Genomic DNA, 14650 nt, shown 5'->3' with positions numbered 1-14650 from the left:
CAGCCGCGGCACGCCCACCCATCGGAGAGACGCCATGAATGCCCAGTTCACCACCTCACTTCTTCCCTTGCCGGCCGCCCTGCAGGCGCCGTCGTCACCACGGGCGCGGCACCGCCGGCCCGGCCGTTTCGTGCGCACCAAAGCGCTGGCGCGCTTCAACCAGTTGCTTCGTCGATTGCAGCATGAGCCCCTGCAGCGTGAACAACTGGTCGCCGCCTGGCGTGAGCTGCGGGATCGCTCATCGAGCGAGCGCTGCGAGGCAGGCATCGAGCAACGCCTGCAGCTGGCCGGGGCGGTCGAGCGGATGATCCGCGACGCGACCTGGCAGGCCGCCAACGAGGCCATCGCACCCGCCCGCGTGGTGGTGGGTTACATCCATGGCAAGCATGAGCTGATCCCGCAACAGGCCACACGGGTCGGGCGACTGGACGATGCGATCCTGCTCGATGCGGCCTGGCCGAAGCTTCGCGGCGAGGTGGACAGTTACCTGGACTATTGCCGCCTGCGCGCGGTCGAAGCCGGATTGCGCGGCTGCCCGGTCGGCGAGTTCACCTTCACCCGTGAGGACTGGCAGAAGGCCCGTCGCGCCGAGGAGGGCCTGCTTGCCCACGTCCGCCGGGTCGGCCGGACCAGTTACCTGCCGGCGGCAACGGCCCCCATGTTCCGGGTCCGCTGAACCGGTTTGGTCATGTCGATCGCGCCAGGAATGCCGGGGCGTGCCCGTCCATGACGATGGGCCCGCCTCGCCGCCCGCGCCACCGGAGCGCCGTCAGCGCGGCGAGGAAGCGGCGGCAGCCGGATGGACGGGAGGCGGCGGCGGGCTCGAGGCCGCCGGTGCAGGGGTGGCGGGCAGCTCCCGCTTTTCCACCAGCGTGAACACCGGTTTGTCCCAGCTGCCGGTGACGTGGTAGCGCGCGCTGGCGGCCTTGTTCAGTCCCTTGCCGAGCAGCCCCTGCACGGCGAAGCCCGCGGCGGCGCCGACCGGCCCGGCGACCACGGCGCCGACCACCGGCAGGCTGTTGCCCACGTGCGGCACGACATAGACCTGCTGGTCGTAATCGCGTGCGCGCAGGCCGGTGCGACCGTGAATGTCGATGTCGGCAGCGGGGCCGCGCATTTTCAGGTTGTCGGTCCAGGCGTTGCCGTCGCCAAAGCGGAAGTCGCCCTTGATCGAATCGAACGCGAAGCCCTTGCCGAACACGTCGCCGAAGTCGAGCGTCAGGCGTCGCGGCAACTCGGCCACGGACACCAGGCCGAACAGGCGGCCCATGCCGGGCGCCACTTCGGGGATACGGCCATGGCTGACATCGACCGACAAGGTGCCGTTCAAGTTGGCCAGTGCGAACGATGTGGGTGCGCCGGGCCAGCTCGCATCCAGCACCGCGTGCGTCTTGCCGCCGCTGAACAGGCCCTCGTACCCGAAGGCGGTGAGCATGCTGCCCAGGTTCTGTGCGGCGAAGTCGATGCGCATGTGCGTGTGGCTGGCCTGGGCAGTACCTTTCCAGTCGCCGCTGGCGTTGAGCTGCACGCTCTTGGACAGCGCGCGCAGCTGGTCGATGTGCATACCCTGCGCAGTCGGCCAGGTTTCCAGGCGCGCCTCGCCGAGCCGGGCGGTGCCCAGGCGCAGGTCGCCGATCCACAGGTGGAAAGGCGGCAGCGAGGCGGGGTCGATACCGGTCGCGGCCGGATCGGCGGCAGGCCCGGCGGATCGCTCCGCGCCATTTTCGGTCGTGGCCGGTGTGGCGCCCCTGGCCGGCTCCGCCGAGGACTTGCCGGCGACGGGTGGGGGCGCCGACTGCGGCCAGTACAGCCGCTGCAGGCGGGCGGTGATGCCGCGCTTGCGCAGGTCGGTTGCCGGCACGTCGACATGGCCGGCGAGCGCGGGACTGTCCGCGTCGATGGCCAACCCGTCGGTGCCGGGCATGGCCTTGATATGCATGTCGGGGAAATCATGCTCGAACACCAGCGCGCGGTCGGCCCGGGCATCGATGCTCTCGAGCCCCGGGCCATCGCTGCTGCTGCCGGCCACCGCATGCTGCACCCAGCCGGACACGTCGAGCGCCGCGGCATGTCCGCGGATGCGCAGGCCCTTGTCCGGCAGGCGGTCGGGCATGGCGGTGCCGAATGCGATCGCCCCGGCCAGCGGCTGGGTGTCGCCCGCCGGCAGGCGGAAGCGCGCGCGCAACACTTCGCCAAGCGCCACGTCCAGGCGAGCGTTCTCCACCGGCACGCCCAGGGTCAGGTGCAAGGGCAGCACGGCATCGGCCGGCTTGGACAACGGCACCGGCAGCTTCAACGTGGTGCCCGCGAGCGTGCTGTCGGCACTGAGCGTCTGCAGCGGCGCACCACCACCGCCACGGGTGATGTCGAAGCCCAGCGTGTAGTCGCTGCGTCCCTCGGCCGCCGCACCCAGCCACTGGAGTTGCGAGAAGCCCTGCACCAGCTCGGCGATGGCGTAGCGTCCCTGCAGTCGCGCCGAGAGCACGGTGCCAGGCTGGCCGGTCGCATCGGCGATCGCAAGGTCCAGCGACGAGGGCTGTCCGCGGAAACCGCCGGTGAGCGGACCGGCGTGCACCCCGTGCGCGTCGAAGCTGACCGGTCCGGTCAGCTTGTCCAGCTTCAGCTTCCACTCCGGAGCATCCACGTCCGCATCGGTGAGCCGGGCGCTGCCGTCCAGCCGCAGCGCGCCGGGGTCCTTCACCGGCAGCGACAGGTGGAGGCCGAACGCACCGCTGCCGCCGAGGCGGAGTTTGGCCAGTGTGTCGGCCTGCTCGCGTGCGATCGGGCTCTGGCGCACGAACTTCATCAGGCTGGCGCCGCTGCCGTTGCCCTGCACGTTCAGATCGACCGTGGTGTCGGAAAAGTCCGGGATCAGCGCGACCGCACGATCGATCTTGATGCCCAGCGACTCGCCGCCCCGAGCCTCGGCCAGCATGCCGTTGTCGACGAAGCTGGCCTCGACCGACAGCCCGGTGGCCTGCGGCCAGTCCTCGCCGTAGTCGAAGGTCAGGCCGCTGATCCGCGCATGCGCCTCGAAGCGGCCTTCGTTGTGGCGGAACGGCCAGTCGGCCAGGTTGCCCCGCACGACCAGGTCGCCCTCGTCCACCGTTCCGGCGACCAGGGCGCGGTCGAGCCATTCGATCGAGTGCGGCGACATGGAGTCGAGCGGCCAGAACAGCTTGGCCGCCTGCACCTGCGCGTGGTCGATGTGTGCGTACAGCTCCAGGAAGGGACGCCCGCCGTCGTCCGGCCATGCGATCATGCCGCGCGCGCTGCCGGCAAAGCCCTCGCCCTGGAACGCCAGCGGGTCGACGCCCAGGTGCCAGGCCCCATCGGCGTGCCACGCCGCGATGGTGCCGCCCAGCCGCGGCAACACGAATGGCTCGCGGAAGCCGGGGGTGAAATCGACCACGGTGGCCTGCGCCGGCAGCTCGAGCGCAAAGCCCCGCGCGTCGCCGCGCAGCGTGCCGGCGAGCCGGCTGATGCCGGGCAGCTTGCCGACCGCGTCGATGCCTGCGTTCGAGAATGACGCCTGCAACCCCAGCACGCCGTCGGCGCGCGACCACTGCAGCGCCGCCTGCTTCAACAGGACGTGCGGATGCCCGCCACCGAGCCAGGCGCCAAGCGACGGTGCCAGGCCAGGCCTGAGCGCCAGCCACGGCAACAGCGGTGCGAGGTCGAGATCGCGCGCCGCCACGCCAACGCGCATCGCGCCGTCCGGTTGGTGCAAAGCCAGCGCCAGTGCACCGCCGCGGTCGTCGGCATAGCGGACCTCGTAACCGTCGGCGCTGCGGCTGATTCCCGCCAGGCCACGCAGGGCCGGCACGCTGGCGGTTCCCGCGGGGCCGGCGACGGCGAGGTCGGCAAGTTCGAAGCGCACGGTGGCGCGCACGACCCTGCGGTCCTTCCAGTCCAGCCAGGCGGCAACGCTGCCGGTACCACGTTTGGCCGCGTAACGGTCCAGCGCGACGTCGCCCAGCAGCGTGCGCAGGTCGAGCCGGTCGCCGGCGACCCATAGCCGCCCCTCGCTGCCGTCTTCGCGGAAACTGCCCGCGCCACGCCACAGGCCACGGGTGCCTTCGCGGTGCAGCAGTACGCCGAAGCGCACGCGGCTGCCCTGCCGGCTCAGCCGCAACTGGTCGGCGCGCACCGCGTAGCGATGTCCGCTGGCCTCGTCGGTGACGATCAGCCGCAGGTCGCGCAGCCAGAGGCCCAGCGAGACCGGTCCCATCGAGAAGTCCTGCCGGGCACCGCCCCCGGGGCCGCCAATGCCGTGGACATGCCAGCGACCCTGCGCATCGTGGCTCAGGTCCAGTTCCAGGCCGCGCGCGCGCAGGTCGAGCATGTGCCGCGAAGGCAGCAGCCAGGCGCCGAAATCGATCTTCAGTTCCGACTCGGGCAGGTGCAGCGGGCTGCCGCCGCCGGGACCCGGGCCAACGGTGACGTCGCGCATCACGAACAGCGGGCCGGAACCGCGCCAATGGCCTTCCATCGAGGCGAAGCTCACCGGCCGGTGCAGCCGCTCGGAAAGCCGTGCGGCCACCCATTGCGGATGGCGGGCCAGCAGCGGCAGCAGCAACTGCGCCAGCGCCACCAGCACCGCCAGCGTGACCACCGTGATGCCGGCGCCCCAGCCGAGGGCGCGCAGTGCCACGTGCAGGCGCTGTTGCCAGCGCGCGTTCACCTCGTTCCGTCCCGGCCGGCGTTGCGGGCAATCCTTCGCTTACAGCAAGACCACATCGAATTGTTCCTGCGAGTAATGCTCTTCCGGCTGGAAGCGTATGCTCTTGGAGATGAACTCCTCCAGTTCGGCCACCGCCGCCGACTCCTCTTCGAGGATGCGCGAGACGACTTTGGGGCTGGCCATCACGAGCAGCTTTTCGGCGTTGAACTGGCGCACCGCGCGGGTGATCTCGCGGAAGATTTCATAGGTGACCGTCTCGGCGGTCTTGATCGTGCCGCGTCCGCCGCAGGCCGGGCACGGCTCGCACAGCTGGCGCTCGAGGCTCTCGGTGGTGCGCTTGCGGGTCATTTCCACCAGCCCCAGCGCGGACATCGGATAGACCGTGGTCTTGGCGTGGTCACGCGAGAGGCCTTTCTCGAGCATGCGGATCACCTGGCGACGGTGCTCCTCGTCGTTCATGTCGATGAAATCGATGATGATGATGCCGCCCAGGTTGCGCAGGCGCAGCTGCCGCGCCGCCGCCTGCGCGGCTTCCAGGTTGGTGCGGTAGACGGTCTCCTCCAGGTTGCGCGTGCCGAGGTAGCCACCGGTGTTGACGTCGATCGTGGTCATCGCCTCGGTCTGGTCGACGATCAGGTAACCGCCGGATTTCAGCGGAACCTCCTTTTTCATCGCGCGCTGGATCTCGTCCTCCACGCCATAGAGATCGAAGATCGGCCGCTCGCCGGTGTAGTGCTCGATGCGGTCGTCCAGGCTCGGCATGAACTTGTGCACGAACTTGACCACTTTCTCGTGCGTCTCGCGCGAATCCACGCGCACCTTCTCGATGTCCTCGGTGAGCATGTCGCGCAGGCTGCGCAGCGGCAGCGAAAGCTCCTCGTAGACCCGCTCACCCACCTTGGCCTTGGCGATGTTCTCCTGCACCACGCGCCAGACCTTGCTGAGGTAGGTCACGTCGAAGGCCAGCGACTCGGCCGATTGCCCTTCGGCGTTGGTGCGCACGATGTAGCCGAGCCGGCTGGTACCGGTTCCGTCCTCGCCGATGAGGCCGCCAAGCACGTCCTTCAGACGCGCCCGCTCGGCCTCGTCATCGATCCGCGCGGAGATGCCCAGCGTGCGCGCGTGCGGCAGCAGCACCAGGTAGCGGGAGGGAATCGACAGGTGGGTGGACAGCCGTGCGCCCTTGGTCCCGATCGGGTCCTTGACCACCTGCACCACGATTTCCTGGCCCTCGTGGACCAGCTCGCTGATCGAGGGCGCGTGGCCGTTGCCGTGTACCTCGGCGCCCTCGGGCAGCGGCGGGCGAACGATGTCCGAGGCGTGCAGGAACGCCGCCCGCTCCAGGCCGATTTCCACGAACACCGCCTGCATGCCCGGCATCACCCGCTGCACGCGGCCCTTGTAGACGTTGCCGACGTAGCCGCGCCGGGAGGCACGCTCGACGTGCACCTCCTGCAGCATGCCGTTCTCGACCACGCCCACGCGGGTCTCACGGGGCGTCACGTTGATCAGGATCTCTTCGCTCACACCCACCCCCGTTGATCTGTGTCTTTATAGCGGGTGGGCGATGAAACTGTCGATGCGCCAGCGCACGGGGCATGGCTCGGCTTCACGGCGCCGCCCGGCAGGCAGGCGCGAGGACCGCCCACTGGGTAGACTCCGCCCCCATGAAACTCCTGCTGGTGGAAGACTCCGAACGCCTGCGCACGACCCTGCAGCACGGCCTGCGGGGCGCCGGCTTCACGGTCGACGCGGCGGCCGACGGGGTCGCGGCCAAGGGTTTCCTGGCCGCCTACGACTACGACCTGGTGGTGCTGGACCTGATGCTGCCGCGCCTGGACGGGCTGGGCGTGCTGCGCAACCTGCCGCCGGGCGGCCGTCGCCCGCGCCTGCTGGTGCTGTCCGCCCGCGACCAGGTAGGCGACCGCATCGAGGCGCTCAACGCCGGCGCCGACGACTACCTGGTCAAGCCCTTCGCCTTCGATGAACTGGTGGCGCGCCTGCACGCCCTGGCGCGCCGGCCGCTGCAGGCGCAGCCGGTGGTACTGGTCCTGGGCGCGCTGGCGTGGGACCCGCTGGCCCAGCGTGCCAGCGTGGACGGCCAGCCGCTGCCGCTCACGCCGCGCGAATTTGCCGTGCTTGGCCTGCTGTTGCGCCATCGCGGGCGCGCATTCACCCGGCAGGAAATCCTCGAGCGCACCGCCGGCAGCGACAGCGACGTCTCCGACCGCAGCGTCGAGGTACTGGTGTTCGGCCTGCGCCGCAAGCTCGACGCCGCCGGTCTGGCCGGCCTGATCGAAACCCGTCGCGGCGCCGGCTACCTGATCCCGTGAAACCGCCCTCGCTCGCCGCGCGCATCACCTTGCTGCTGGTGGGCACCAGCCTGGCCCTGCTCGGCGGCGGCGCGCTGCTGATGGACTGGCGCATCGACCATGCGATGGAAAGCCGTTACCGCGAGAACCTGCTGACCCAGGCGCAGGCGCTGACCACGGTGGTGGAGATCGAACAGGCGGTCGGGGAACCGCAGGGGCCCGCCGGACTGCTCGGCGGAAGCGATGGCGCGTGGTACGAGCTGCGCTGCGAGGGCATGCCGACCCAGCGCAGCACGCCACCGCCGCCGGCGCTGGCCGCCGGTTGGCCGGAATCCGCCGGAGCCACGCCGCGCTTCGTCAACGTGCATCGGGGAGCCCGACGGCTGGGCGCGGTGATGTTCGCCTTCCAGGAGCCCTCGGCCACCCATCCGCCCACGCGCCACTGCGCCCTGCTGTTCATGCAGGACCGCAGCGCGTTCGACCGCCTGCTGACCACGCTGGACTGGATCCTCGTGCTGAGCCCGGCGCTGGCGCTGCTGGTCGCGCTGGTGGCCGTGCCGCTGATCGTGCGGCGCGGCCTGAAGCCGGTGCGCGCCCTGGTCGAGCGCATGCGCGACATCGGCCCGCACGCTCCCGGCCAGCGCCTGCCTGCCAGCGGCACGCGTGAACTCGACCCGCTGGTGGCGCGCTTCAACGACGTGCTGGCGCGGATGGACGACGGCCTCGCCCGCGAGCGCCAGTTCGCCAGTGGCCTGGCCCACGAAACCCGCACGCGGCTGGCCGAACTGCGCGCGCTGGCGGAGGTGGAAGCCCGCTATCCGAGCGGGCGGGAGCTGGGCCAGATCCTTGGCGAGATCGGCCAGATCGGCGCCGAACTCGAGGCGACGGTTGCCGCGCTGCTGTTGCTCACCCGCCTGCAGTCCGGCCTGGAACACCCGCAACGCCAGCCGCTGGAACTGGCTTCGTGGCTCGAACGCCAGCTCCAGCGCCACCGTGCCCGTGCCGCCGCGCGCGGCCTGGTGCTGAAAGTGGAGGGCACGCCACCGGCGCATCTGCACACGGATCCTGCCCTGCTGGAAGTGGTGCTGGGCAACCTGCTCGGCAACGCCTGCGCCTACGCGCCGGAGGGCGACACCGTGGAGGTCGACCTGGATAGGGACAGCCTGCGCATCAGCAACGCCGCGCCCGGGCTGGAACCCGCGGACCTCGCGCGTTTCGGCCAGCGCTTCTGGCGCAAGCAACCACCGCATGCCGGCCACGCGGGCCTGGGGCTCGCGCTCGCCCATGCGGCGGCCGAGGCGCTCGGCATGGACCTGCGCTTCGAACTCCGCGCCGGCCGGCTGCATGCGCGGCTGGCGCTGCGCGCCCCGTAGGATGGCCATCCTGTAGGGTCGGCTTCAGCCCAACGCACACACGCGTGAAATGCCGGTGGGAAACTTACGGACGCTCGCTCGCAGGCTGCGACGCAGGCCGGCCAGCCGTTCCCGACAGCTCCCCCACTTCCGCGCGCATCCGCGGCAGGCTCTCCGGGTAGTGCTCCTGGACGAACGCGACCATTCCTTCGCGCACGTGGCAGCGCAGGTCGAAGTTGCTGCCCGAGTCGGCCGAACTGGCGAGGATGCGGATCTGCAGCGTGCGTTCGGTGGCATCGGTCACCTGCAGCACGCAGACCCGCCCATCCCACTGCGGCGCTTCCTTGCACAGGCGCTTGACCTCCTCGCGCAGCGGTTCCAGCGGCACGCGGTAGTCCAGCCACAGGTAGACCGTGCCGATCAGTTGCGAGCTGGTGCGCGTCCAGTTCTGGAACGGGTTTTCGATGAACCAGTTCAGGGGCACGACCAGGCGCCGCTCGTCCCAGATGCGCACCACCACGTAGGTGCCGGTGATTTCCTCGACGCGCCCCCATTCGCCTTCGATGATCACCACGTCGTCCAGCCGGATCGGCTGGGTGATGGCGATCTGCAGGCCAGCGAGCAGGTTGCTCAGCACCGGCTTGGCCGCCAGGCCCACCGCCAGTCCGGCCAGGCCCGCCGAGGCGAGCAGGCTGGTGCCGATCTGGCGCACGCCGGGAATCATCATCAGGCAGGCCGCCAGCCCGATCAGGATCAGCAGCACGCTCGCCGTCCGCCCCAGCACGCGCGCCTGGGTGAGCACCCGCCGCGCGCGGAGATTGTCCTTCGTGTCGAGCGGGAAGCGATGGGTGAAGAAGAACTCGGCGGCGTTGATGCAGCGCACGCCAAGCCAGGTCACCACCGCGATCAGGGCAATCACCAGGAGCTGCTCGGCCGATGCCGCGATGTGCAGCTGGTCCGCCTCCGGTCGCGTACGCAGCGCCACCACCAGCACCAGCAGCGGCACCAGCCAACCCATCGGCGAACGCGCCTGCCTGAGCATCTCGCGCGCCATCGGATGCCCGTCGCTGACGCGCCACAGCAGCGCGCGCACCAGCCGGTGGACCACGATCGCGACCAGCAGCGCCACGATTACCGTCACGCCCAGGCGGATCCAGGGCTGGCTGTTCCAGATATCCAGCAGGTTTTCCGTCATCCGGACACCCTGCCCGTTCGCGCGTCCACGTGGCGTGGGCAGGCCATGGCCGGAATGTCCAGGCGGCCACCCGCCTTGACGTAAAGTAGGCCGATGAGCGCCACTCCCATCCTGCTCGCCTGGAGCGGCGGCAAGGACTGCCTGATGGCACTGCAGCGGCTGCGCGCCGATCCGCAGTGGCAGGTGGTCGCGCTGCTGACGACCGTCAACCGCACCTACGGGCGCATCGCCATGCATGGCGTGCGTCGCGACATCCTGCTTGCGCAGGCCGACGCGCTCGGCCTGCCGCTGCTGGAAGTGGAAATGGACTGGCCCGGCAGCAACGAGGCCTACGAATCGGCGCACGAACGCGTGCTGGCCGAGGCACGGATGCGCTGGCCGGGCATCCGCCACTGCGCCTTCGGCGACCTGTTCCTGCAGGACGTGCGCGACTACCGCGTACGCCAGCTGGGCCGTGCGGAATGGCGCGCGGTGTTCCCGATCTGGGGCGAGGACACCGCCGCCCTGTCGCGCCGGTTCGTGGGCGAAGGACATCGCGCGCTGCTGTGTTGCGTGGACACGCAACAGCTGGCGGCGGACTACTGCGGCCGCGCCTACGACGGCGCGCTGCTCGACAGCCTGCCCGCCGGTGTCGATCCCTGCGGCGAGCGCGGCGAGTTCCACACGCTGAGCTATGGCGGGCCGCTGTTTGCACGCGAGCTGCGCCTGCGGCGCGGCGAGTCGGTGCTGCGCGACGAGCGTTTCCGGTTCACCGACTTCCTGCTCGATGAAGCCGCCGGCTGAGCAGCACATCCTGCCCGACCTGCTCCGTCCGGGCCTGGCGCTGGTGTTCTGCGGCACCGCCGCCGGCGAGCGTTCGGCGCGCGAGGGTGCCTATTACGCCCATCCGGGCAACCTGTTCTGGCGCGCGCTGTTCGACGCCGGCATCACGCCGCGACGCTTTGCGCCGCACGAGTATCCCGAGCTGCTGCATCTCGGCATCGGGCTGACCGACCTTGCCAAGTTGCACAGCGGCAATGACGCCGACCTGCCGCGCGAGGCCTTCGATGTCCCGGCGCTGCTGGGCAAGATCGAACGCCACCATCCCCGTCTGCTCGCCTTCACCAGCAAGGCTGCCGCCCGGGCGGCACTCGGGCGACGGATCGAGGCGTACGGACTGCAGCCAGAGCGGATCGGTCGCACCCGGGTGTTCGCCCTGCCCTCGCCCTCGGGCCAGGCCCGCCGCCATTGGGACCTCGCGCCATGGTGCGCACTGGCCCGGCAGGTTCCGCCCGGCTAGCCGCTCGCCCAGCGCGACGCGATGGATCGCGCGCCGCGCCTGCGGACTGCTATTCGACGGGCGTGTTCCGGTAAGCGGCCACGTCGCGTTCCATCACCGGGGCGGCATTGTTCGACCAGGCGTGGCGGATGTAGCTGACGACCGCGGCGACCTCGCCGTCGCTCAGCTTCTGGGCGAACGGTGGCATCGAGTAGGGGCGCGGGTGGGCGGCGGTGGTGGGCGCGAAACCGCCGAGCAGCACGATGCGGATGGCGTTGATGCCGGTCGGCTCGGTCACCGAGGTGTTCCCGGCCAGCGGCGGATAGACTCCCGCGACGCCCTGGCCGTCCTTGGCGTGGCAGCTGGCGCATTGCCGGTCGTAGAGATCGCCGCCGCGGTCGAGCAGTGCGGTCGCGTCCACCTGGCTGCCTCGCTGCGCGGGCACCGGGCGCGGCGGCAGCGATTGCAGGTAGACCGCGATGGCACGCAGGTCGTCCTCGTGCATGTGCTGCGTGCTCTGCATGACCACGTCGGCCATCGGCCCGAATGCGGCACCCTTCCGGGACTGGCCGGTGCGCAGCAGCGTCACGATGTCGTCCGTGCTCCAGCCTTCCAGACCGCCATGGGCATGCGTGCTCAGATCGGGGGCGTACCAGTTCTGCGCGGGAATCTGGCCTCCAGTGAGCGTCTCGTTGCTGGGCAGGCCACCGAGATTGTCGCGCGCGACGTGGCACTCGTTGCAGTGGCCCAGGCCCTGCACCAGGTAGGCGCCACGATTCCACTCGGCCGATTGGCTGGCGTCGGGCGCGAATTCGCCCGGGCGGAAGTAGAGCGTGCGCCACGTGGCCAGGCTGGCCCGAAGGTCGTAGGGGAAGCGCAGCGACGGCGCGCCCGCCTGGTTGCTCACCGGCGGCAGCGACTTGAGGTAGGCGAACAGCGCGAATGCGTCTTCGCGGCTGACCCGGGTGTAGGAGGTGTACGGGAAGGCCGGATAGAGCGCGTGGCCATCGCGACCGACGCCTTCGTGCAGCGCGCGCCAGAACGCATCGAACGACCACCGCCCCAGGCCCGTGGCGTCGTCCGGCGTGAGGTTGGGCGCCGGCACCTCGCCGAACGGCGTGGGCAGCGCGCGCCCGCCGGCGTAGGGCTTGCCGCCCTGCGCGGTATGGCAGGCCGCGCAGTCGCCGACCGTAGCCAGATACGCGCCGCGGGCGATCAACGCCGGATCCTGCAACCTGGCCTCGGTGGTCTGCGCGGGAGGCAACGCGGGGTTGTGCCGGGCGAACAACCACCAGGCGACCAAGGCGAGGGCCACCACCATCAGGGCGAAGAAGGCACGCAGGAGCCACTTCATCGCGCCATCTCCGTCTCCTGGAGGACACCGCAGGCCAATGGCGGCGTAACCGAACCGGCGGGCTGGGCGTGCGCGTCGGCCGGCACGTCCCGGGAGGCCAGCCAGGCGGAGACGGCGGTGATGTCCGCCTCGCTCAGGCGGCTGGCGATGGTGGCCATGCAGTCGGGGGCGACCATCGCCCGCGTGTGGGTGCGCCATGCGCCCAGCTGCGCGCTGATGTAGTCGTAGGGCAAGCCGACCAGGCCGGGGATGTCCGGCTGCACGCCCGTCAGATGTTCACCGTGGCAGGCCGCGCAGGCCGGCACCTTCTTTCCGGGGTCGCCCTGGGTCGCCAGTACCTGGCCACGCTTGAGGACTGCGTCCGTGACACGCGGCAATGGCGAGCGCTCGTAGGGGACCTGCTGCGCGGCGAAGTAGCCGGCGATCTCCTGCATGTACTCCGGCGTCAGGCCGCGCACGGTGTACTCCATCGGCGCGTACTTGCGCAGGCCGTCCTGGAAATTCCGGATCTGGCGAGCCAGATAACCGGCCGGCTTGCCGGCAAGGCGCGGGAAGAAGCCGCTCTCGGGCGTGCCCTCGCCATGCTCGCCATGGCAGGCGGTGCAGGCGGCGATGCGCTGCTTGAGGGTATCGGGCACGTTCGGCTGGTCGGCGGCCGGGGTGGCGTTGGCGGACAGCGCAACGACCAGGAGTGCCGGCGCCAGGCACACGGAAGAAAGCAGGCTCATGCGTGGGATTATAGGTACTGTGTCCGATGCGCGGCAGGCGCGGGGGAGGAATATGCTGCGCCGGCGCGACACGATGCCGCACCGTCATTCGCCCATTGCACACCGACCCACCGGAGGCCGCCGTGAAACCCTCGTCCGCCCGCCTTGCCCTGTCCATCTCCCTCCTGCTCGCCGGTCCGACGATGGCGGCGCAACCGGCCCAGCCGCTCGCCTGGGCCTCGATCGACCAGCTGCAGCAGCAGATGGACGCCGGCACGCTGGACAGCCGCACGCTTGCGCGGCAGTTCCTCGACCGCATCGCGCAGATCGACCAGGCCGGCCCCACCCTGCGGTCGGTGATCGAAACCAACCCCGATGCGCTCAAGCTCGCCGCAGCGCTCGATGACGGGCGCGCCAACGTCAAGCGCGGCCCGCTCTACGGCGTGCCGGTGCTGCTCAAGGACAACATCGACACCGGCGACCGCATGCTCACCACCGCCGGTTCCCTGGCGCTCGCCGATGCGCCGGCCCCACGCGATGCGGGCCTGGTCGAACGGTTGCGCAAGGCTGGCGCGCTGGTGCTGGGCAAGACCAACCTGAGCGAGTGGGCCAACTTCCGCTCCAGCCACGCCAGCAGCGGCTGGAGCGGTCGTGGCGGGCAGACGAAGAACCCCTACGTGCTCGATCGCAACCCCTGCGGCTCGAGCGCGGGCTCCGGCGCAGCGGTCGCCGCGGGCCTGGTGACCGTGGCGATCGGCACCGAGACGGACGGTTCTATCATCTGCCCGGCCGCCAGCAACGGCATCGTCGGCATCAAGCCCACGCTGGGCCTGGTCAGCCGCAGCGGCATCGTGCCGATCGCGCACAGCCAGGACACGGCCGGTCCCATGGCGCGCAGCGTCGCCGATGCGGCCGCCCTGCTCGGCGTGATCGCCGGCAGCGACCCGCGCGATCCGGCCACGGCCGAAGCCGACCGGCACGCCACCGACTACACCCGCTTCCTCGATCCGGACGGCCTCAAGGGCAAGCGCATCGGCGTGGTGCGCCAGCTCGCCGGCGCCGAGCCGAACGCCGACCGCGTGCTCGAGCAGGCGATCGCGCTGATGAAGGCGCAGGGCGCGGTCATCGTCGACCCGGTGACCGTGCCGCACCTGTCCGACCTGGGCAAGCCCGAGATGACCGTGCTGCTGTACGAGTTCAAGCACGACATCAATGCCTACCTCGCCACCCGTCCCGGTCTGAAGGTGAAGACACTGGCCGACCTGATCGCCTTCGACAAGGCACACGCCGGGCAGGAGATGCCCTGGTTCGGCCAGGAGCTGTTCGAGGAGGCGCAGGGCAAGGGCCCGCTCACCGACAAGGAGTACACCGACGCGCTCGCCAAGGCCAAGCGCCTGGCCGGCCCCGAGGGCATCGACGCGGCACTGGCCAAGGAGCACCTGGATGCCCTGCTTGCGCCGTCCTGGGGCCCGGCCTTCGTCACTGATCTCGTGCTGGGCGACCATATCGTGAGCGGCGACCCGACGGTCGGTGGCGCGTCGCAACCGGCGGCGGTAGCCGGCTATCCGTCCATCACCGTGCCGGCCGGCTTCGCGCACGACCTGCCGGTGGGCATCGTGCTGTTCGGCGCCAAGTGGAGCGAACCCACGCTGATCTCGATCGCCTACGGCTTCGAGCAGCACGCCCGGGCCTGGCAGCCGCCACGCTTCCTGGATACGGTCGGCGGCAGGCCACAGGGCGCGCACTGACTGGCATGCGACGGCGTCGCGTATCTTCTGCATCTCGCGC

At 70.5% G+C, this 14650-nt stretch carries 11 protein-coding genes; 6 read left to right on the top strand and 5 right to left on the bottom strand.

Going from position 1 to position 14650, the window contains the following annotated elements:
- Positions 1-34 precede the first annotated feature (34 nt).
- Complete coding sequence (locus LQ771_RS03425; RefSeq protein WP_231350985.1) at positions 35-676, top strand: hypothetical protein; 642 nt, start codon at positions 35-37, stop codon at positions 674-676.
- Between the two features lie 93 nt (positions 677-769).
- Here LQ771_RS03425 and LQ771_RS03420 read toward each other — a convergent pair whose 3' ends face one another.
- Complete coding sequence (locus LQ771_RS03420; RefSeq protein WP_231350984.1) at positions 770-4684, bottom strand: YhdP family protein; 3915 nt, start codon at positions 4682-4684, stop codon at positions 770-772.
- A gap of 39 nt (positions 4685-4723) precedes the next feature.
- Positions 4724-6211 (bottom strand): ribonuclease G, encoded by a 1488-nt coding sequence (gene rng / locus LQ771_RS03415; RefSeq protein WP_231350983.1) that lies wholly within the window; start codon positions 6209-6211, stop codon positions 4724-4726.
- A 140-nt stretch (positions 6212-6351) separates the two neighbouring features.
- On the opposite strand from rng, the gene LQ771_RS03410 reads away from it, so the two are divergent.
- Both LQ771_RS03410 and LQ771_RS03405 read left to right on the top strand, forming a co-directional pair.
- Complete coding sequence (locus LQ771_RS03410; protein WP_231350982.1) at positions 6352-7017, top strand: response regulator transcription factor; 666 nt, start codon at positions 6352-6354, stop codon at positions 7015-7017.
- A complete protein-coding gene (locus LQ771_RS03405) occupies positions 7014-8369 on the top strand; it encodes a sensor histidine kinase (RefSeq protein ID WP_231350981.1) in 1356 nt (451 codons plus the stop codon). The genes LQ771_RS03410 and LQ771_RS03405 overlap by 4 nt, the downstream gene beginning before the upstream one ends.
- 64 nt (positions 8370-8433) lie before the next feature.
- Here LQ771_RS03405 and LQ771_RS03400 read toward each other — a convergent pair whose 3' ends face one another.
- Complete coding sequence (locus LQ771_RS03400) at positions 8434-9543, bottom strand: mechanosensitive ion channel family protein (protein ID WP_231350980.1); 1110 nt, start codon at positions 9541-9543, stop codon at positions 8434-8436.
- Between the two features lie 93 nt (positions 9544-9636).
- Between LQ771_RS03400 and LQ771_RS03395 the strand changes: the two genes are divergently transcribed.
- Both LQ771_RS03395 and LQ771_RS03390 read left to right on the top strand, forming a co-directional pair.
- On the top strand, positions 9637-10326 hold the full coding sequence (locus LQ771_RS03395; RefSeq protein WP_231350979.1) for a Dph6-related ATP pyrophosphatase: 690 nt from the start codon (positions 9637-9639) through the stop codon (positions 10324-10326).
- Positions 10310-10822, top strand: coding sequence for a mismatch-specific DNA-glycosylase (locus tag LQ771_RS03390; protein WP_231350978.1), 513 nt, complete (start codon positions 10310-10312; stop codon positions 10820-10822). The genes LQ771_RS03395 and LQ771_RS03390 overlap by 17 nt, the downstream gene beginning before the upstream one ends.
- Positions 10823-10871: 49 nt before the next feature.
- Here the strand turns inward: LQ771_RS03390 and LQ771_RS03385 are convergent, their stop codons facing one another.
- Together LQ771_RS03385 and LQ771_RS03380 are read right to left on the bottom strand one after the other, a co-directional pair.
- Entirely contained in the window at positions 10872-12155 is a 1284-nt protein-coding gene (locus tag LQ771_RS03385) for a cytochrome c (RefSeq protein ID WP_231350977.1), read from the bottom strand.
- Positions 12152-12883, bottom strand: coding sequence for a c-type cytochrome (locus tag LQ771_RS03380; protein WP_231350976.1), 732 nt, complete (start codon positions 12881-12883; stop codon positions 12152-12154). Before LQ771_RS03380 ends, LQ771_RS03385 begins: the two co-directional genes overlap by 4 nt.
- Positions 12884-13065: 182 nt before the next feature.
- On the opposite strand from LQ771_RS03380, the gene LQ771_RS03375 reads away from it, so the two are divergent.
- A complete protein-coding gene (locus LQ771_RS03375; protein WP_425491339.1) occupies positions 13066-14610 on the top strand; it encodes an amidase in 1545 nt (514 codons plus the stop codon).
- Positions 14611-14650: the final 40 nt, after the last annotated feature.

Source organism: Frateuria soli, assembly GCF_021117385.1.
Taxonomy (GTDB): domain Bacteria; phylum Pseudomonadota; class Gammaproteobacteria; order Xanthomonadales; family Rhodanobacteraceae; genus Frateuria_A; species Frateuria_A soli.
The sequence above is the reverse complement of the archived record's forward strand: the minus strand, read 5'-3'. Positions and strand labels throughout refer to the sequence as shown.

Excerpts from the sequence above, each read along its gene's own strand:
- LQ771_RS03425 (WP_231350985.1), top strand. The coding sequence starts at position 35 with ATGAATGCCCAGTTCACCACCTCACTTCTTCCCTTGCCGGCCGCCCTG.
- LQ771_RS03410 (WP_231350982.1), top strand. The coding sequence starts at position 6,352 with ATGAAACTCCTGCTGGTGGAAGACTCCGAACGCCTGCGCACGACCCTG.
- LQ771_RS03400 (WP_231350980.1), bottom strand. The coding sequence starts at position 9,543 with ATGACGGAAAACCTGCTGGATATCTGGAACAGCCAGCCCTGGATCCGC.
- LQ771_RS03395 (WP_231350979.1), top strand. The coding sequence starts at position 9,637 with ATGAGCGCCACTCCCATCCTGCTCGCCTGGAGCGGCGGCAAGGACTGC.
- LQ771_RS03390 (WP_231350978.1), top strand. The coding sequence starts at position 10,310 with ATGAAGCCGCCGGCTGAGCAGCACATCCTGCCCGACCTGCTCCGTCCG.
- LQ771_RS03385 (WP_231350977.1), bottom strand. The coding sequence starts at position 12,155 with ATGAAGTGGCTCCTGCGTGCCTTCTTCGCCCTGATGGTGGTGGCCCTC.
- LQ771_RS03380 (WP_231350976.1), bottom strand. The coding sequence starts at position 12,883 with ATGAGCCTGCTTTCTTCCGTGTGCCTGGCGCCGGCACTCCTGGTCGTT.
- LQ771_RS03375 (WP_425491339.1), top strand. The coding sequence starts at position 13,066 with ATGGCGGCGCAACCGGCCCAGCCGCTCGCCTGGGCCTCGATCGACCAG.